Below are 17,651 nucleotides of genomic sequence, written 5' to 3' on the forward strand. Positions count from 1 at the left end.
AGCTGTTTAATACTTCATTGCCGTCCAGTGAATGAGCTTCCCACTGAAACCGCCGCTAAAATAAGACAATAATTCTTCAGCAGAAGGAAAACCATCATTTATAGCGAGCTGATTGAGCTGCTCTTCATCGAGCATGTTGCCATCCACACTAACGGTATAGCTTTCTTCCGCAGATTGTCTGATTTCAATTTTCTGTATGCTGATGCAGTGAAGCATCGGTGCAAACTGGAATTCGTCGCTGGTATCTTTATAGATGATCATCGCGATTTCCATACCTGGATGCCAAAGTCTATCGGGATCTTTTCTGATCGTATGGATTTTAGGTTCAAGAAATTCGGTATACGTATCTCCATCCCAATTCCTGTCGAATTTTTGGATGTGCCGTTCCTGATATCTGTAGTATTCATTATCCAGATGCGAAGAAAGGGCCATGAGGCCCTTCCAGATCTTTTCAATGAAGTAATTCGGTTGGTCATTAATGACCGTTCCAAATGATAATTTCATTCTCTAATGTTGTTATTTGTAGCTTAATTGTCTTCGTTACGGCCGATGTGTCCACCAGTACCAGGACCATCTGATTTATTGTCTCTGGTGTTTTTCTGCACTGCAATAGCGCCAAACATGGCAAGAAGGAAGGCAAAGGCATAAAATCCTTTTTCGCTTGGTAATAATGTCGCATTCCAGAGTCCAATGGTCAATAATACAATAGATAACAGCGTCGCAAACCAGCTTAATCCATAATAAATGTCTGTTACAGGAATTCCTTCCAGTCTGTCCCTTACGCTTTTTTGTACGGATACTACCGCAAATAGACCAAACATCATGATGGTGAAATAATATCCTTTTTCGTTAAGCTGCATTTCTGCTCTTGCTAAACCGACGAAATAGCCGATCATTCCCGCTCCAAGGGCGATCCAGGATACTGCGACGAAAGCATTAGATGTTTTTTGATTCATAGTTTGTGTTTTTGTAACTGTAATTATAATGAATAATCAGATATAATTATTCATCCTGCAAAATATATTTACGGTAATAATTAAGGTACAATAGGGAAAATACTTGGATTACAGCATCTGAGCATATAAATTTTCAAAAACAAAACCTATACAGGTTTGTTAAAGAAATACATTTAAACATATCTTATGAAAAAATTATTCTTAACCGCGAGTCTATGTGCCGGACTTTTATTTGGCGCAAAAGCACAGATACAAAAAGGCAATGTATTTGTGGGTGCCTCCCTTTCAGATATCAGTTTTGGTCTGGATAAACCCAATACATTCAGTTTCGACATCAACCCTAAGGCAGCCTGGTTTGTACAGGACGGGCTTGCAATTGGTGGTGAAGTGAATTTTGGTCTGACTACTCAAAAAGGTGGCGGAACAGGTATCAACTACGGCATTGGTGCTTTAGGAAGATATTATGGCGCAACCGGAGCAAATGAAGTAGTGAAAAACTCAAGATTCTTTGGTGAGGCAACTGTAGGTGTCAATGGAATTAATCCTGCCGGTCCTGTTGGAAATACCAATGGACTGGGTTTTAGTTTTGGTCCTGGTTTCACCTATTTTGTAACACCATCTATCGGACTGGAAGGATTGCTAAAGTATAACGGTGTTGTTGGATTTGGCAGTAGTGCTTATGCTCATAAGTTAACACTTGGCGTTGGTTTTAGCATTTATCTTCCTGGAAGAAGTACGGCCAGAAAAGTACAAAAAGATGTAAATTAACGTATACTATCTTTTTATTGCTGTACATAAGGGGCAATTGCTTTCAACAGAAGGTTTTGCCCCTTTTGTTTTAATTCTCATTTTCTTCTCTTTTGCAGTGCTGTGCTTCCCTCCTTTTTGCTGATCATCCGGTTCCTAATCCCCCAAATTGTAGCATAATTCTACAATTAAAATATACCCCTTAATTATTAACTATCTAAAAATCAGGGATGTGCCAAAAATGAACCTTTGCGGCATCATTATTAAACCTACCCTAAACGTAATTAACAAGAATATTAACTGAAATAAATTGAATATGAAAAAGATCATCTTATCAGCAGCATTTTTAGCTTTCGCAGGAATCTCAGCAGTAAACGCAACAGAAGTAAAAGAACCAGTAGCCATTACCGTTAAACAAGATAGCGCTACAAAAGTACCGGTGGAACTGAAAGATTTACCTGAGCCGGTTAAAGCCACCTTACAAACAGAACCAGTTAAAGCATGGACACCAACAGCCGCCTTCCTGGTAACGGCCGCAGATAAATCTACTTACTATCAGATCGACATCAAAAAAGGAGAAGAAAACTGCTTCAGTAAGATTAGATAAAGACGGTAAACCCGTAAAATAATAACAAGTATCTCTATATATGCTATAAAAGAGCCGGATAAATCCGGCTCTTTTTGCGTTTGCACTATCCAAAGAGAATAATACCTTTGATGTTACACACAACATCTACTGTAATGAAATACAAAAAAGCATTATTCATCGCCGCATTGTTAGGGATGCAGCTGAATGGCCATATCGATTATTATGACGGCCTGAATGATGGCGTTAAAACCGGAAAAGTCAAATCTGTAACCGGGAACAGTTCGGGAATAAAAGTCCCGGTCGGCAAAGACGGGCAGAAGATCAATCCTTAGTAAGAATGAAAAATAATACGATGATCAGCAGCTTTCTAAACTCATTTGATATTTTTACTCCAACAGAGATTGCCGCTTTTGAAGAAAAGACCGCATTAAGGTCAATTAAGAAAGGTGATTTTTTAATACAGGAAGGACAGCTATGTAAAGAGGTTGCCTTTCTTAAGACCGGCATTCTCAGGTCCTTCTTTAGTCCGGAATCCGGAGAAGAAATTACCTATTGTATCACCTTTCCAAATACTTTAACCACCGCATATTCCTCCTTTATTACCGGATTGCCGACCCTGGAAAATATTCAGGCGGTGTCGGCAGCAGAGTTGATTGTTATACAAAAGGCCGACCTGGATCAGTTGTCTCAATCCAGCCTCAATTGGACCAGGTTCCTCAAAATGATTGCGGAACAGCAATATCTGGAACTGGAAAAGAGATTATTCCTTTTCCAGAAAGAGAAAGCGAAGAAAAGATATATGGATCTTCTGGAGAACCAGCCAGTATATGTTCAACAAATTCCTTTACAATACCTGGCCTCCTATCTTGGCATTACGCCAAGGCACCTCAGCCGCTTAAGAAGAGAAGTGGTTTTATAGACAAATGTCCTGTAGCCGGGATCCGCATCGAGATACCTTTGCCCTGAACAAATTAACATCAGGACAAAATGACCAAAATTCTTATCATAAACGGACATCCCAATAAGGAAAGTTTCAATCAGGCATTGGCTACGGCTTACGAAGATGGTGCCCTGAAATCAGGGGCTACCGTTTCCACGATCCATATCCGGGAACTTCAGTTTAACCCAAACTTACAATTCGGCTATACCAAACGAATGGACTTAGAGCCGGATTTGCTGGACAGTCTGGAGAAAATAAAAGCCGCAGATCACCTCGTTTGGATTCATCCCGTTTGGTGGGGCGGTATGCCAGCCATCATGAAAGGTTTTATAGACCGTTTGTTTCTTCCGGGACTGACCTATCAATACCGTGAAAATTCCATGTGGTGGGATAAGCTGCTGAGCGGTAAAACTGCGCGGATCATTACTACACTGGATCAGCCGGGATGGTATTACCGGTTGATGTACGGCAGGCCAAGTGTCAATCAATTGAAAAAAAGCACATTGGAGTTCTGCGGGGTAAAACCGGTAAAGGTGACTTATGTAGGCATTATCAAAACGGCAACACCCGAACAGAGACAAAAGTGGATCAACCAGATTTACAACTCAGGTCTGCAACAACGCTAATTCAATTCGACTATCCACTTGTAAATTTATTATTATGCCCAGAGTAAAAGTGCAAAGAAAGGCATTGACCATCGACATGACCGCCATGACAGATGTTTCCTTCCTGCTCCTCACCTTTTTTATTTTAACTGCCACAGCGAAGCAACCAGATCCATTGGATGTAAAAATCCCAACCTCTACTTATACCATCAAAGTGCCCGACAAGGACATTGCGATCCTGACGATTGGGAAAGGAAAGGTTTTCTTTGAAGCCACAGGTCAGGATGTGAAGGTCTCGATGCTGGAAAAGATTGGCGAACAATATAAGATAGCATTTAGCGCTGAAGAGAAAAAGAGGTTCAGTGTGATCGGTTCATTTGGCGTACCCGTTCAAAGCCTTAAAGCTTATATCATGATGGATGGGGCAAAAAGAACTGCTTCAGGTATGGAAACCGGCATTCCTGCTGATTCGGCAAATAACCAGCTTGCAGATTGGGTCCTGCATTCCAGACAAGCGGTTGCTGAATTGCATTCAACCGCCATGAGGGTGAGCATCAAAGGAGATGCTGAAGAAGAATATCCCTCGGTTAAAAAGATCATTGACGTTCTGCAGAAACAGAAAATCAACAAGTTTAGCCTGTTGACCAATGCAGAATCTGCGCCATAAAGAATAATTGTGCTTCCTTATGCTACAAAGTGTGGAGGATCTCTACAGTTAAATTAGCTGACAATTTCATAAGACACTGTTTATCAGTATGGTGCCAAAAACATATTGTTGTGGCACCATTATTAAACATAGCCTAAACGTAATTAACAAGAATAATAACTGAAATACAAAAAATATGAAAAAGATCATTTTATCAGCAGCATTTTTAGCTTTCGCAGGAATCTCAGCAGCAAACGCAACTGAAGTAAAAGCTCCGGTAGCAATTACAGTTAAACAAGATAGTACTACAAAAACTCCTGTAGAATTAAAAGATCTACCTGAAGCAGTAAAAACAACTTTGCAAAGTGAACCAGTTAAAGCATGGACTCCAACAGCTGCTTTCCTGGTAACCAATGCGGATAAAACTCAATATTATCAGATTGATGTGAAAAAAGAAGCAGAAACTGCTTCCATCAAAATTGGTACTGACGGTAAAGTGATTCAATAGGTCCCTATTAATCCATCAACATGTATGTTTAAAAAAGGGGTCGGAGTAATCCGGCCCTTTTTTATGCTTCTCTTTTGATCATAAATGCATTGTCAAGATGATCCATCCCAATCCTGGGATAATACGTCATCGCTGTTGGCGCAGAGAGCAACAACAGCATCGACTCCTTTCCTATGCTTTCTTTCGTTAGCGCAACGAGTTGCTTTCCTATCCCGCTTTTCTGATAGTCCAGATGAACAGCGAGGTCTGAAAGATAACAGGAATAACAAAAATCTGTAAGTGAACGGGCAATCCCCACCAATTTATCACCATCCCAGGCGGTCACAATCAGATTGGAATTCGCATACATCCTGTGTATTCTTTCATGATCAGAAGTAGGTCTGTTTAAGCCCGAACTGATATACAGTGCAATAATTGCGGCAGTATCGGGGCAACCTTTAGTTTTATAAGTAATGTCCATGATATTGGTTGTTTATTTAGTCAAAAGTACCATGTAGATGGACTACCTTTACTGTCCAGATTTAAAAAACAGAGTAGTCCAGATGCTTCCATTTACCACCCTCCTGTCTATTGATAAGGAATCTTCGCAACCGATCTTTCTTCAGATCGCGAACAATGTCGTGAACATCATCCGTGAAGGACAGATTAAGCCCGGAACGATGCTCCCAGGTACCCGGGAACTGGCCAGGCTTTTGAACATTCACCGGAAAACCGTGATTGCTGCCTACGACGAATTGTATGCGCAAAGCTGGATAGAAGTGATTCCGAGGAAAGGTGCCAGGATTGCGCAGAACCTTCCTGATTTAAAACCGCGGCGCTGGAATGAGCCCAGGTTAAGCTCCTATGGAGAATTTCTGGCCGCAACTTTTTATCCGATCGAGCCCCATACCCCTATTCCTGCTGTCCCCGTTCTGAGGTTGCCGGAATTCATCATTGATGGGGGCTATCCGGATGCCAGGCTTGCCCCCTTGGATTTACTAAACAGGGAATATAGAAGTCGGGCAAAGCAGGCGGCGGCAAGGAAATGGTTTCCCGGATCTTTAGCTGGAGGATCGCCGTTACTCAGAGCGGCTTTAGTTGGTTATCTTCTGGAAAGCCGGGGGCTAAATATTCAAACACAGCATACCATGGTTACCCATGGCGCACAGATGAGCATTTATATTGCTGCCAGTTTGTTGCTGCAGCCCGGAGACAAGGTTATCGTAGGGGATCCAAGCTATTTCCTCGCCAATAAAGTGTTCGAAAAGATGGGCGCGCATTTGGTTAAAGTCCCGGTTGATGCCCATGGAATGGATATGGATGCGGTAGAGCAGGCCTGTAAAAAGCATAAGGTCAATGCGCTTTATGTGATCCCTCATCACCATCATCCAACTACCGTAACGTTGAGCCCGGAGCGGCGAATGAGGTTACTGGAACTCTCCAGGAAGTTTGATTTTGCCATTATTGAAGATGATTATGATTATGAATTTCATTACAGTTCGGCCCCCTATCTTCCTCTGGCCAGCAGTCAGCATGAAGGAAGAGTCATCTACATTGGTTCCTTTTCAAAATCTATTGCTTCTTCGGTAAGGATTGGTTTTATGATTGCCCCGGCAGATTTTATCCGGCAGGCGATTCAATTGCGGATGATGATCGATCTACGGGGTGACCATATTCTGGAAGATGCGCTTGCGGTACTGATTCAAAACGGAGATATCGGCCGCTACCTGAAAAAGGCGAATAAAATATATTTTGACCGGCTGAATAACATTTGTACCTCCTTACAGGACTGGAAAGGCATCATTGATTTTGAACGGCCTTCTGGTGGAATGGCGATTTGGGCACGCTTTAATAAAGATTATCCCCTGGCAAAAGTGGCCGATGCTGCGGCGGCCAAAGGTTTATACATGGGTCGTGATTTTCAATCTCATGGCAACCTGAGGGATGACAATTCCATTCGGATGGGTTTCGCGGCAATGAACATCAATGAGATGAATGCAGCGATTGAAATCCTCGGTAAGGTATTAAAAGCTAAAATATAATGTAGCTTTGGGGCTGCTAACGGCCAGATATGACAACAACGATCCATCAATTGACAAAAGGAAAATACGTATTCTTCGGAACTCCGGAACAACAACAGGGAGCGCACCCGCTCGTTCCTTATTTTACGGCAAGTGGATTATGTATTACCGGGGAAGAAGGTGTTTTATCCGGTAAAGTACAGCGGTTTGACATCAGTAACCTCGTTTCTAAAAGGTCAGTATATGTGGACAGCCAAAGGTCTCTAGAAGCTCATAAATTGTATACCTGGCCTGCAAAACTCGGTGACCCGAATGCCTGGGCGGAAAGTAAACGTATATTTTTTGAAGATCACCTGATCGATCATCCCATTGAAATTCTTTTTGAACTCGGAGAAGATCAGGTCAGCTGGAAGTACATCAGTCCGGATGTCTTTCTGGAAGCTTGTGCCGTGGCTTCAACAAGCACTGAATTTAAAGAAATTGAAGCCACTTTGGCGTTAAAGCATAAGGTTACGGAGCAATAAGGAGTTCCAGGTATTCTCCTTCCTTTGTCGGCAAGTTAAACCGGGAACCGGAAAGCAGCGTTGCTTTTTTTCCATTCCGGACCAGTTGTACCTGATTTCCAGGCCATGGATTGTCTATGACACAAGGCCTTCCGCGCTCACTGTATATTTTTACGTATAGAATCTCCTTGTTCTTCAGCGCGCTGCTGATCAGAAATGCGCCATAGGCCCTGAGCTGATCAAAAGAGGCGTCCTTTGACCTCGTCCAGTTTGGAAAGATGCGAATCACCTGTTCGTAACTTTGCATCAGCATTTCATTGATCGTCATGGGGACAGCAGAAAGGGTTTCCAGTCCACCCCCATCGGCAGTGATCCATAAGTTGGGGAGCGACTGGCGCCGGATGCGGTCTTTTAGCTGGTTCAGGATTTCCCCGGGGTCATAGCCTACCCTTACCGCAGCCGGGAAACAGGTTTCAATTCCATTGCCAAGCGTATTCCCCCATTCTCCGGGTCCATTCATCCTGCTTTTCCAGCGGGCAACATCATTGCGTAAGATCTGATTAAAAGCAGCATCTGTAACTGGCCCGCATACGCCTCCGGGAAGAACTAATCCATGAATGGAGACCCTGGCCAATCCCTGGACTGGCTGGTGCCAGGCCGCAGGACTCCGCTCTACACTTCTGAGGCTAAGTTGTCCATCCACTTCTCCCAGGGGAAAATCACTGAGGTGATCTCTGATATGCTTCCATTTCTCCTGCCTGTTGCTATCCAGGTTTAAAAAAGTACTCATGTCAACAATTCCTTTGAACAATAGCTTGACCAATCCCAATGAGAGCGTAGAATTGAAATCTCCTAGCAGATTTCTCCATTGCCCTTTATTCTTCAGGTTGGGCATCACCTCTCCGTAATGATCCATGTAAATGACATAGCGGCCGTTTTCAAACTTCAGGTAATCTTCCCAGAAATTGGCACATTCGATCAGGTAGGGATATACTCTTTTTGCATAATCTTTATCATAGGTACTGTAAAAGCGCATCATCATGTTCCCGACGCTAAATACGGCATTGATCTTTTGTCCGAGGAATTTATAACCGCCATCAATGGTGTTTTCGCGGGTGGCATAACGTTTTTCCATTTCTTCTGGACTCAGCGGCCATCGGGTGGTAACCAGGCCTTTTGGTCCGATTCCGACAGGATAATAAATGCCCCTGATACCGAGTAAAGCTTTGGCGTGTTCCTTTCCTTTCTCCATATAATCGAGCAGAGGCTGATCAAAGTTATCGGTTTCATCCAGGTGATTGGAGGAATAAGCCGCCCAATATGGGGCCTGATAATTATAATTCAGGTGATAGTCGCCACCCCAGGAACTGGAATCCCGGGTAATAAAGGGGCCCCAGATTCCGGGTGCAAACTTATTGCCACGGGAACTACAGGCGAAAAGGTATTGCGAGGCATTGTAATACTTTTGCAAAACCGGATCTGCAATGCTGACTTTCGAAGCTTTCCAAAAGTCGGCCCACCAATTCTGATGTTCTCTTTTCATTTCCGCAAGCCGGACTGCGGTCATGAACGAGGCTTCCTTGATGGCCTCCTCTTTCCAGTCTTTGCGGTCATGATTGCTGTACATACAGAGCACAATGTGTAGCTTTTTTCCGGCTTGGAGCATGACATCGCCGTTGGCATCTGCGTTTCCTCCAATTAACTTTAAGGCGATGGCAATGTGTGACGGCCATTCCAATAATGGCGTATTTTCAAAGGAACGGCTTACCCAGTTTACCCCCGCGTTTATTCCCTTTCCATTTACCGAAGTGTTTCCTTCGGTGGCCTGCAGCTGAAGGTTTAGTTTACAGGTTTTGTTACTGCTCAGGCTGATGACCACTATGTTTTGCGTGGCAATTACGCAGCTTTCCATCAACAGCTCATGGTCCTGTTTTTTAAACTTTGCGGTAATCATCGCAGAATCGATATGCTGTTCTGCAAAGTAATCCGCGCCTTTAAGGGCCTCAATGTTCAGTTCCAGCCACCCCGGCAGGGCAATTCCACCGCCAGGGTATACCGGATAAGCCCGCCAGAAATCATTTTTACCAAGGAAAAAGAGCAGGCGTTCGGGTGTCCCGCCAAGGCTAAGCCCAATATCTCCGTTTCCGGTCAACGGGCCATCAGGCGTTTTCCCGGTCGGCACTTTCTGCGGAGCCTGATAAAACAACGCATTGTAATTCTCTTTCACCGCTTCCTGCGCCTGTAAATCCCCCCTGCTGCTCAGGAGCAACAACAACATCATCAATTTCCAGCCTCTACTTATTTTCATTCCTGTTTATGCTATAAAAATCCGGGATTCTGTGACCAAAGTCCTTTCATGATGTCGATTTCTTTTAAGGGTACAGGAAAAAGATAACCCCTGAATTTTCTTTTGTTTCCTGCCTTATCATAAGGAACTGTTGGAAGGACCTGTTCTGCGGTTTTCCATCGGATCAGGTCATTGTAGCGAAGTCCTTCAAAGGCCAGCTCTACCCTTCTTTCGTTTCTAATGATTTCTCTCGTCAGCGCGGCCTTAGGAGGCATGTTTACCCCTGGTCTTTCCCGAACATCATTAAATGCCTTTAATGCCCGTGAATCGCTTCCCTGTCCGTTCTCAAACATCGCTTCTGCATACATCAGCAAGAGGTCTGCGTAACGGATTTTAACCATATGCTGATCGCTCAATGTTGCTCCGGAAGCATTGTTCACTGCCGGATTAACCCATTTTTTAAAAGCCATATTCGTATAAGGGATCTGCCCTTCGGCCGTACTTCCTGTTTGTTTAAATCCGGCGGGATTGTAAGCCCATGGATCATTGGCTTCATAAATCGTCATTTTTAGACGTGGATCATTGGGTTCATAGGCATTTTTTAGTTCTACCGTAGGAAATACGGACATTCGGCCTCCGACAATCTGGTCCAGCGAGTGATAATCATCGGGTGCTTTAAACTGAATGGAGAACATGATCTCTTTATTGTTGCCCTGATCACCAAAGAAAATTCCGGAATAACTGTTGGACAGGCGGAAAGGATTTGCCGCGTCACCGATCAGGCTCCAGGCCGTTTCCGCAGCCTCTGCATAACGTTGGTTATTGAGCAACACCCGTGTTTTGAGTGCAATTGCAGAGCCCTTCACTGCTTTTCCATCGGTATAGGCCTGCTGATTCAGGTAGGAAACGGAGAGGTCCAGGTCTTTCAGGATCTGGGCAACGATCGTTGCTTTGGGCGATCTCGGTGTTTGAAGGTAATCATCGCCAAGCACTGCTGACTTTAGAATTAAAGGCAGGTCTCCATACAACTGGCAGAGGTCATTGTAGTAATATGCCCTTAAAAATAGTGCTTCCCCTTTCATCTTTTTCAAATTGTTCTCAGAGATTCCAGGTACACGGTCTATGTTGCCGAGGAAATAATTGCAAGCCGCAATGCCCTGAAAGCCGAAAGTCCAGCTTTTGTTTACGATTCCTGTGGTTCCTGAGTTGTGGTCACCTTTCATCACCACATCAAATGCTTCATAATTGGAAGTATTCGATGCATTGTCTGAAAGTGCTTCCCAGTACAGGGAGTTTCCACTCTGCGCCTTTCCGTTGGAAAAGATGGGTTCTTTAAGTTTATAATAACAGGCGATTAATGCTTTGTTTGCTTCTGTTTCATTTTTCCAGTACGTTTCTGAACTCGGCGCAACCAGTGGTTCCTTATCTAAGACATCAGAACAGGAAGTCAGGATGCTGCTTAGGAGGAGGATATTTATGATTTTTAGGTACTTTTTCATTGGGAATGTGTTTATGGTAAACTCGGTTTATCGGACAAGAGCTGGTCTAAGAATTAAAGTGTTGCTTTAAGTCCGAATGAATAAATCTTGGCTTGTGGGTAGATGGCTGCTCTGCCGCTTGCGGAGGCGCGTTCAGGATCACTTCCATCGAAGAAGTTGGTGAAAGTAAGCAGGTTATCTCCAGATATATAAAGTCTTAATTTCTGTATTTTCACCTTATTCATCCATTTAGCAGGGAAGTTATAGCCCAGCTGCAGGTTTTTCAACCGGAGGTAGGAAGCATCCCGTAACCACCAGGTAGAGACCTGTGTATTGGGTGCATAAGCTTCGTTAAAGATGTGGGGAATGGCATTGGAGCTCCCTTCTCCATCCCATGCATCCAGCCAGATTTTTGGGGGCGGTCCTGCCTGTCTGAAAGGCGCTACGCCCCATTCTTTCACATAGATCTTACGTCCTTCCACACCTTGAAAAAAGACGCTCAGGTCGAAATTTTTATAATCTGCATTAAAGCTGAAACCATAATTAAACTTGGGGAATGCACCGCCTACCACCATGCGGTCGTCTGTGGTAATTTTTCCATCAGGAACGCCATTGGGGCCGCTCACATCTCTATACTTCATATCGCCGGGTTTTGGCGTAACCAAAGGAACAGGGCCATTGTTTATTTCCTGTTGGTTTTGATAGATGCCATCAAAGACATACATAAAGTATGAATTATAAGGCAGCCCTTCCTGTCTGACGAAGCCGTTTGCATTGTCGACCTCTCTCGCACCAAACTTAACCAGCTTATTGCGATAGATTTCAAAATTCCCCTGTATGCGGTAGTGAAAGTCATTGATCTTGTTTTCATATCCCAGGAGCAGTTCCAGACCGGTATTTCTCATTTCTCCCTGATTTACGGTCGGCCCGTTAATCCCGATATAATCAGGCACCTGCAATTCCCTCAGGATGTCGGAGGTGTATTTCGTGTACCAGTCTACCGAACCAAAGAGTTTCGATTGAAAAAGGCCAAAGTCCAGCCCGATATTTGTTACCGTGGAAGTTTCCCATTTGATATTCCTGTTGTTCAGGTCTGTCTGGGTCACGCCTTGCTGCAGGGAGCCACCAATATTGTATAGGAAAGGATTTAAGATCGGTTGATAAGGATAAGGCATCGATTCTCCGATGATGTCTCTGTTGACATTCTGATTGCCCACCTGTCCCCATGATACCCGGGCTTTCAGGTTATCTACCCATTTGATGCTTTTCAGGAAGTTTTCCTGTGAGAGCCTCCATCCTGCCGATGCAGAAGGGAAAAATCCCCATTTGTTTCCTTTAGGAAATCTGGAAGAACCATCATAGCGGAAGTTGGCTTCAAAGAGATATCTTTCTTTGTAATTGTAATTCGCCCTGCCGAACAAAGACTGTAAAGCCCATTCATAGGCCAACCCCTCTGTCATTTGTCCGCCCGGAGCATAGATGCTCAGTTCTGTCAGGTCGTCTGAAGGTGCATTGCGTTTAAATCCCTGCAGGCGGTCGTAGCGGAAGGTCTCCTGACTGACGCCGAGTAAGGCAGATAAATGGTGTGCTTCAGCAAAAGTTTTATTGTAATTGAGGTTTGCAAAGGCCGTGTACTGCACATCTTTATCTGTTCTAACGGTCAGGTTGTTTTCGCCCACAGTACCATTCCATTGGGTATTGTAAATATAGGCTCCGGAGCTATTTGGAAGGAACATATAACCGGGAATACCTATGACATGTACTTTTGTTTGCCGGTCATTGTATTTGATACCGCCTTTAATTTCTCCCTTTAATCCCGGCAGGATATCTATGTTGAGGTAAGAAGAAGCCAGGGCATAATGGTTGTTTAAAAAACGGCCTCCATTTTCTGCTGTTGCTACGGGATTCTTGTTTCCTCCTTCAAAAATATACGCTTTGGCAGCATACCTTCCGGAACCATCCGGCAATTTTGGGGTAAATGTAGGATGGGCTGCGAGCGCACTCAGGATTTGATCTTCCGTAGAGTTTCCGTCAAAATTATTGTTCAAAGCGGTTTCTTTACGGACGCCTTTAGAGAAGGAGATGTTTGTTCCAAAGGTGACACGTCCGTTAAGGTTTGTTTTGAAATTAAACTGGGCATCGTAACGTTTATAACCTGTAGCGATTAGAATTCCATCCTGGTCCAGGTATCCGGCTCCAAAATTATAGGTAGTCCCCTCTTTTCCGCCGTTTACACTCAGGTAATGCTGTTGCATTGGCGCGCTCCGGAAAATGGCATCCATCCAGTCGTAACTTGGATACTGTGCCGGATTGCTGATGGCACCTTGCCGGTATTCTTCAATCTGCTGCGGGGAATAGGCCTGATTGGCACTGATTCCGGTATGGGTAATGGCTTTGTTCAGCAATTCCATGAACTGAACCGAGTTCGTCACCCTGTCGTACGTAGACGTTGGCCGCTGACTCCCAAAATTATAGCTGTAATCTACATTTAACCGCCCGGCTGCACCGGTTTTGGTGGTCACCAGGATGACTCCGTTCGCTGCTCTTGAGCCATAGATGGCAGCTGAAGCTGCATCTTTTAATACAGAAATGCTTTCTATAAGGTTTGGGTTTACATTATTCAGGCTTCCTTCCACCCCATCGATTAAGATTAAAGGGTCATTGGAGGCTTTACTGAATGTTCCCAGTCCACGGATCTGGATATTTGCACTTTCTGCCCCGGGTTGGCCGGAGTTCTGTACGACCTGTACACCGGGCATCCTTCCCTGTAATAAGGAGGTGGTATTTGGTGCCTGTCTGCTGATGAGTTCATTTCCGGAAACATTGCTTACTGCACCGGTCAGGTTTACTTTCTTCTGTGTTCCGTAACCTACCACCACTACTTCTGAGAGTGCGTTATTTTCTTCTTTCAGAACAATGTTGAAGTTTGTTTTGCCGTTCAGCTGTATTTCCTGTGTGGTATAGCCGACAAAACTAAAGACCAGCGTTCCTTTGTTTTCGGGTATATTGATGGAAAAATTGCCATTCTGATCCGTTGTTGCCCCGATGTTACTCCCTTTGAGCTTCAGGCTGACTCCCGGTAAGGGTCCACCCTTTTCATCGGTTACCCTGCCCTTTAGCTCTTGTTGCTGGAACCTGCTGCTGGCTTGCTGAAGCGGCCAGACCTTGGCGGCGGCGGCGTTTTGCGAAAAGATCGCCACGCTTAAAATCGCTGTAAACTTAACCGTCCACAGTCGTTGGTTGTAAAAATTCATACCTGGTTAGCTTGGTTTGATTATATGTTAAATGCAATTGAGCCATTTTTTAAATAGCTTCAAATAACCAGATTAGCCTCTTTGTCTACCATTTTGTCAAGTTTGATATTGATTTTATTGTTTAACAGAATTGTTAAATCAATGCCATTTAACGGTTACAGGAATGCCATATCCCGGTTTTTCCCTTTTTCAAGAATGTGAATAACCTTACGTTTGGTAGAAATAGCAGATTTCAAATGAGAGTCTTTTTAGTACCGGCATTAATTACAGTGATGGGATTATTGAGTTGTAACAACTTTGAATATAGTCCCAATCAGGTGTTCGACAAGAATTCGTATAGAGACATCAATGCAGGCAACCTTAAGCGCCTGGGTGATGGCCGCAAGGACGATACTGTTCGTTTTGTATTAAGCGGCGATACACAGCGGTCACGGGATGAGACGACCAGGTTCACTAAAAAGGTCAATGAAATGCCGGGCATAGACTTCGTTGTGATCGCCGGCGATATCACCGAGTATGGTGTATTACAGGAAATGGAATGGATCAGCCGGAGCTTGTCAAAGCTGAAAGCCCCTTATGTTGCCGTAATTGGGAACCATGACCTCACTTCCCGTGGAAGAGAAGCTTTCATTAACATGTTTGGTCCGCTTAATTATTCCTTTGTCTATGGAGGTGTAAAATTTGTTTGTCACGATACAAATAGCAGGGAACATAAATTTAATGGAGAGACGCCCAATATCCCTTGGTTACAAGCGGAAATGCAGCCACAGGAAGGAGTTAATAATTATGTCGCCATTTCCCATGTGCCGCCGAATTCAGAAGATTTCGATCCGAAACTGGTGAGCGGCTATACCAAAGCTTTTGCTTCGGTTCCTGGCCTTCTGGCTTCCCTGCATGCACACACGCATAATTATGAGTTGTTTTACCCCGATAATTCCGGGATCCCTTACCTCATTACGAGCTCCATGGGAAATGAAGAATTTTTATTAATAGAAATCATTAATCACAAACTAAGTTTTGAACGGATTCAATTTTAAGATAACATGCCTCAGCTTATTGCTGATGGCGGGGACGATGAAAGCGGCTGCCCAACATTTGAAATTTCTGATTCCCGACAACGCCATTGTGCAGTTTGCCGGGAGTATCGGTTATTTTAGTGTCGGTGCCGGCTATGATTTATTCAAAAACAAAAGGGGGATTTTAGATTTCAACTACGGGTATGTTCCTGCTTCGAAAGGCGGGGAATTGAATATTGTTACTGCTAAATTTGCTTACAAGGCCTATGAGATTAAGCTCAAAGACTGGGGGAAATTATATCCTTTTAATCCTGGTTTCTTCCTGAGCTATACTTTTCACCCCGAACTCTCCTATCGTTTTAACAGAAACCGGTATTCTTCCGATTATTACCGTTGGTCTGAAGCCTTAAGGCCACACCTGTCTATTGCCAGCGAGATCGAGTTTAATGGCGAAAAGCTGATGAAAGGATCTGGAATAAAAGCCGTTAGTTTGTATACCGAGTTCAATACCAACGACTATTACCTGATCAATTACATACAGAACACCTCATCGCTTACCCTGGCAGATATTTTCCAGCTGGGGATAGGACTGCGGCTTAAGTTTTAAGCTCGGTTATCCGACAAGTGTGACCAGTGCCACTCTGCCACCTTCTTCGCTGGAAAACAAGATCTTTTTACCTGCACTGAGTTCCACAAATCCTCCGATAGGAATGTCGGCTTGTTCGGTTACATCCCTTAGGGAAGTCAGTGTTTGGTTGACAAGAACCCATTTATCGTTGTGTTTCACAAAATAACCGGCAGGTACTTTATCTGCGGCTGTTAGTTTTTCATTTCTGAGGATGTTCCGGTTCACATGCCATGGAAACAGGTATTGATTGGCATACACCATTAAGCGGTGCTGTTCCGGGCGGTAAGCTCCTTCCGCAGATTTAAAATACAGGTCAAGAACCGGCAGACTTCCGGAATGAACCTGTCCGCAGAAGGGACATTTAGGCTGTGTGGTATTGTCGAAAACATACCACTTCTGCTCACAAGCAGGATTGCTGCAAGGTTGTAACAGGTCGCTTGTTTTCATCAATGCCTGTTCCCAGATGTCTGCTGCCGGCCGGGATGCCGGATGGTGTAATCCTTTGACAAAGGCCTGGTCAAACAATTCAGAAAGGTACGGTCCGGTAAGGGTGTAAGGCAGCTTGTTCACATCTCCCCAGGGTTGCTCCCATTTTGACAACTGATTGGCTTTAGGCCTGTTGCTCAGGTCTGTGGGATGCTCTATAAATAAGGCTTTCTCCCCCATTGCCAGCAGGTTGTCTGTTTCGGGATCAAGGTCATGAACTTTTCCGCCAAGCAGCGGATGACGGTGCAGCAGGTACATATAAATCAGTACAGGAAGAGAATGCAGGTCGGTTTCTCTCCTGGGCAGTTTTCTATCTGGATCGGATTTGTTCAGGTGTTTGGTCGCCATGACTTCCGGAGCAATAAATTCGGCGGTGCCGATCACCTCTGCGGGGAACAGGCCGGGAACCACCAGACCATCCAGATCTATCATGCATGCCGATTTGCTGATCGGGTCTACCAGCACATTGTTATAAGAAAGGTCGGAATGTGCCAGGCCCATTGCATGCATCTTTTTTACCCCGCGACAAAGGTTTACGCAGATTTGGAGGTAGCTCATCCAGTTGCCCAGTTCAGAACTGGCGATTCTCAAAGGGAAATTGGGGTTCCTGAACTTAGAACCGGCAAACCATTTTCCGTTTTTCTCTCCCCCCAGAATGAGGTCGTTCTTCTCATAGCCTTTGGAAAAGAAGAACTTTGGCGCATATATCGGAACGACAATTCCGGTGAGGCCTTTCCATTCGATCACATCTGTGGGCCATCGGTAAACCTCATTGAGGTAATAATCTCCAGCTTCCTTACTACTGATCTGTTGTAAATAGTGACCAGTAATTCTTTTTAGCCGCTCTTTTTGATTCTCATCCAGGGCTTCCCTGAAAATGGCCACCACATATTGCTTGTCTACACTAAAATAAACGTCTTTGAGACCACCCTTTTTCGGATCTCCGTTATCATAATACTGGTATCTTTTTCGGGTATATGGTGATTCTACGGTTACAACTGCCATTGT

General features: G+C 44.3%; 18 protein-coding genes. 11 read left to right on the top strand and 7 right to left on the bottom strand.

Annotated features, from left to right (window positions below; genetic code table 11):
• Nucleotides 1–6: 6 nt before the first annotated feature.
• Nucleotides 7–504 carry a hypothetical protein gene (locus AAFF35_RS15035; RefSeq protein WP_342333338.1) on the bottom strand — a complete coding sequence of 166 codons (498 nt, stop codon included), beginning with the start codon at nucleotides 502–504 and terminating at the stop codon, nucleotides 7–9.
• Between the two features lie 23 nt (nucleotides 505–527).
• On the bottom strand, nucleotides 528–956 hold the full coding sequence (gene yiaA, locus AAFF35_RS15040; protein ID WP_342333339.1) for an inner membrane protein YiaA: 429 nt from the start codon (nucleotides 954–956) through the stop codon (nucleotides 528–530).
• Between the two features lie 186 nt (nucleotides 957–1,142).
• Here yiaA and AAFF35_RS15045 point away from each other — a divergent pair, with 186 nt between their 5' ends.
• From AAFF35_RS15045 to AAFF35_RS15075, 7 genes are all read left to right on the top strand, one after another.
• Nucleotides 1,143–1,724, top strand: coding sequence for a hypothetical protein (locus AAFF35_RS15045; protein ID WP_342333340.1), 582 nt, complete (start codon nucleotides 1,143–1,145; stop codon nucleotides 1,722–1,724).
• Nucleotides 1,725–2,019: 295 nt separating this feature from the next.
• The gene (locus AAFF35_RS15050) at nucleotides 2,020–2,310 is read left to right on the top strand and encodes a hypothetical protein (RefSeq protein ID WP_342333341.1); all 291 of its coding nucleotides are present in this window, start codon (nucleotides 2,020–2,022) and stop codon (nucleotides 2,308–2,310) included.
• A gap of 134 nt (nucleotides 2,311–2,444) precedes the next feature.
• Nucleotides 2,445–2,624 (top strand): hypothetical protein, encoded by a 180-nt coding sequence (locus AAFF35_RS15055; RefSeq protein ID WP_342333342.1) that lies wholly within the window; start codon nucleotides 2,445–2,447, stop codon nucleotides 2,622–2,624.
• 5 nt (nucleotides 2,625–2,629) lie between these two features.
• Nucleotides 2,630–3,211: a Crp/Fnr family transcriptional regulator gene (locus AAFF35_RS15060; protein WP_342333343.1), complete on the top strand. Its 582-nt coding sequence runs from the start codon at nucleotides 2,630–2,632 to the stop codon at nucleotides 3,209–3,211.
• A gap of 68 nt (nucleotides 3,212–3,279) precedes the next feature.
• Nucleotides 3,280–3,858 carry an NAD(P)H-dependent oxidoreductase gene (locus AAFF35_RS15065; RefSeq protein ID WP_342333344.1) on the top strand — a complete coding sequence of 193 codons (579 nt, stop codon included), beginning with the start codon at nucleotides 3,280–3,282 and terminating at the stop codon, nucleotides 3,856–3,858.
• A gap of 34 nt (nucleotides 3,859–3,892) precedes the next feature.
• Entirely contained in the window at nucleotides 3,893–4,504 is a 612-nt protein-coding gene (locus AAFF35_RS15070) for a biopolymer transporter ExbD (protein WP_342333345.1), read from the top strand.
• 175 nt (nucleotides 4,505–4,679) lie between these two features.
• The gene (locus AAFF35_RS15075) at nucleotides 4,680–4,991 is read left to right on the top strand and encodes a hypothetical protein (protein WP_342333346.1); all 312 of its coding nucleotides are present in this window, start codon (nucleotides 4,680–4,682) and stop codon (nucleotides 4,989–4,991) included.
• 61 nt (nucleotides 4,992–5,052) lie between these two features.
• Here the strand turns inward: AAFF35_RS15075 and AAFF35_RS15080 are convergent, their stop codons facing one another.
• Nucleotides 5,053–5,451, bottom strand: coding sequence for a GNAT family N-acetyltransferase (locus AAFF35_RS15080; protein ID WP_342333347.1), 399 nt, complete (start codon nucleotides 5,449–5,451; stop codon nucleotides 5,053–5,055).
• 37 nt (nucleotides 5,452–5,488) lie between these two features.
• Between AAFF35_RS15080 and AAFF35_RS15085 the strand changes: the two genes are divergently transcribed.
• Entirely contained in the window at nucleotides 5,489–7,012 is a 1,524-nt protein-coding gene (locus AAFF35_RS15085; RefSeq protein WP_342333348.1) for a PLP-dependent aminotransferase family protein, read from the top strand.
• A gap of 29 nt (nucleotides 7,013–7,041) precedes the next feature.
• On the top strand, nucleotides 7,042–7,515 hold the full coding sequence (locus AAFF35_RS15090; protein ID WP_342333349.1) for a hypothetical protein: 474 nt from the start codon (nucleotides 7,042–7,044) through the stop codon (nucleotides 7,513–7,515).
• Here AAFF35_RS15090 and AAFF35_RS15095 read toward each other — a convergent pair.
• From AAFF35_RS15095 to AAFF35_RS15105, 3 genes are read right to left on the bottom strand one after another with little or no spacing between them, the layout of a single operon-like run.
• Complete coding sequence (locus tag AAFF35_RS15095; protein WP_342333350.1) at nucleotides 7,502–9,802, bottom strand: trehalose hydrolase; 2,301 nt, start codon at nucleotides 9,800–9,802, stop codon at nucleotides 7,502–7,504. The two genes, AAFF35_RS15090 and AAFF35_RS15095, sit on opposite strands and share 14 nt — an antisense overlap.
• A gap of 11 nt (nucleotides 9,803–9,813) precedes the next feature.
• Complete coding sequence (locus AAFF35_RS15100; RefSeq protein ID WP_342333351.1) at nucleotides 9,814–11,280, bottom strand: RagB/SusD family nutrient uptake outer membrane protein; 1,467 nt, start codon at nucleotides 11,278–11,280, stop codon at nucleotides 9,814–9,816.
• Between the two features lie 53 nt (nucleotides 11,281–11,333).
• Nucleotides 11,334–14,513 carry a TonB-dependent receptor gene (locus tag AAFF35_RS15105; RefSeq protein WP_342327352.1) on the bottom strand — a complete coding sequence of 1,060 codons (3,180 nt, stop codon included), beginning with the start codon at nucleotides 14,511–14,513 and terminating at the stop codon, nucleotides 11,334–11,336.
• Between the two features lie 236 nt (nucleotides 14,514–14,749).
• Between AAFF35_RS15105 and AAFF35_RS15110 the strand changes: the two genes are divergently transcribed.
• Both AAFF35_RS15110 and AAFF35_RS15115 read left to right on the top strand, forming a co-directional pair.
• A complete protein-coding gene (locus AAFF35_RS15110) occupies nucleotides 14,750–15,550 on the top strand; it encodes a metallophosphoesterase (protein ID WP_342327353.1) in 801 nt (266 codons plus the stop codon).
• Nucleotides 15,531–16,136 carry a hypothetical protein gene (locus tag AAFF35_RS15115; protein ID WP_342327354.1) on the top strand — a complete coding sequence of 202 codons (606 nt, stop codon included), beginning with the start codon at nucleotides 15,531–15,533 and terminating at the stop codon, nucleotides 16,134–16,136. Before AAFF35_RS15110 ends, AAFF35_RS15115 begins: the two co-directional genes overlap by 20 nt.
• Before the next feature lie 6 nt (nucleotides 16,137–16,142).
• Here AAFF35_RS15115 and AAFF35_RS15120 read toward each other — a convergent pair whose 3' ends face one another.
• Nucleotides 16,143–17,648, bottom strand: a complete 1,506-nt coding sequence (locus AAFF35_RS15120; RefSeq protein WP_342327355.1) for a kinase — start codon at nucleotides 17,646–17,648, stop codon at nucleotides 16,143–16,145.
• Between the last annotated feature and the right edge of the window lie 3 nt (nucleotides 17,649–17,651).

It is taken from the genome of Pedobacter sp. FW305-3-2-15-E-R2A2 (assembly GCF_038446955.1).
Lineage (GTDB): Bacteria > Bacteroidota > Bacteroidia > Sphingobacteriales > Sphingobacteriaceae > Pedobacter.

Bases quoted from the DNA above. Each gene is read 5' to 3' on its own strand.
- AAFF35_RS15085 (WP_342333348.1), top strand. From the start codon at position 5,489: ATGGACTACCTTTACTGTCCAGATTTAAAAAACAGAGTAGTCCAGATG.
- AAFF35_RS15095 (WP_342333350.1), bottom strand. From the start codon at position 9,802: ATGAAAATAAGTAGAGGCTGGAAATTGATGATGTTGTTGTTGCTCCTG.
- AAFF35_RS15105 (WP_342327352.1), bottom strand. From the start codon at position 14,513: ATGAATTTTTACAACCAACGACTGTGGACGGTTAAGTTTACAGCGATT.
- AAFF35_RS15090 (WP_342333349.1), top strand. From the start codon at position 7,042: ATGACAACAACGATCCATCAATTGACAAAAGGAAAATACGTATTCTTC.
- yiaA (WP_342333339.1), bottom strand. From the start codon at position 956: ATGAATCAAAAAACATCTAATGCTTTCGTCGCAGTATCCTGGATCGCC.
- AAFF35_RS15110 (WP_342327353.1), top strand. From the start codon at position 14,750: ATGAGAGTCTTTTTAGTACCGGCATTAATTACAGTGATGGGATTATTG.
- AAFF35_RS15065 (WP_342333344.1), top strand. From the start codon at position 3,280: ATGACCAAAATTCTTATCATAAACGGACATCCCAATAAGGAAAGTTTC.
- AAFF35_RS15120 (WP_342327355.1), bottom strand. From the start codon at position 17,648: ATGGCAGTTGTAACCGTAGAATCACCATATACCCGAAAAAGATACCAG.
- AAFF35_RS15080 (WP_342333347.1), bottom strand. From the start codon at position 5,451: ATGGACATTACTTATAAAACTAAAGGTTGCCCCGATACTGCCGCAATT.
- AAFF35_RS15100 (WP_342333351.1), bottom strand. From the start codon at position 11,280: ATGAAAAAGTACCTAAAAATCATAAATATCCTCCTCCTAAGCAGCATC.
- AAFF35_RS15060 (WP_342333343.1), top strand. From the start codon at position 2,630: ATGAAAAATAATACGATGATCAGCAGCTTTCTAAACTCATTTGATATT.
- AAFF35_RS15055 (WP_342333342.1), top strand. From the start codon at position 2,445: ATGAAATACAAAAAAGCATTATTCATCGCCGCATTGTTAGGGATGCAG.
- AAFF35_RS15035 (WP_342333338.1), bottom strand. From the start codon at position 504: ATGAAATTATCATTTGGAACGGTCATTAATGACCAACCGAATTACTTC.
- AAFF35_RS15070 (WP_342333345.1), top strand. From the start codon at position 3,893: ATGCCCAGAGTAAAAGTGCAAAGAAAGGCATTGACCATCGACATGACC.
- AAFF35_RS15075 (WP_342333346.1), top strand. From the start codon at position 4,680: ATGAAAAAGATCATTTTATCAGCAGCATTTTTAGCTTTCGCAGGAATC.
- AAFF35_RS15050 (WP_342333341.1), top strand. From the start codon at position 2,020: ATGAAAAAGATCATCTTATCAGCAGCATTTTTAGCTTTCGCAGGAATC.
- AAFF35_RS15045 (WP_342333340.1), top strand. From the start codon at position 1,143: ATGAAAAAATTATTCTTAACCGCGAGTCTATGTGCCGGACTTTTATTT.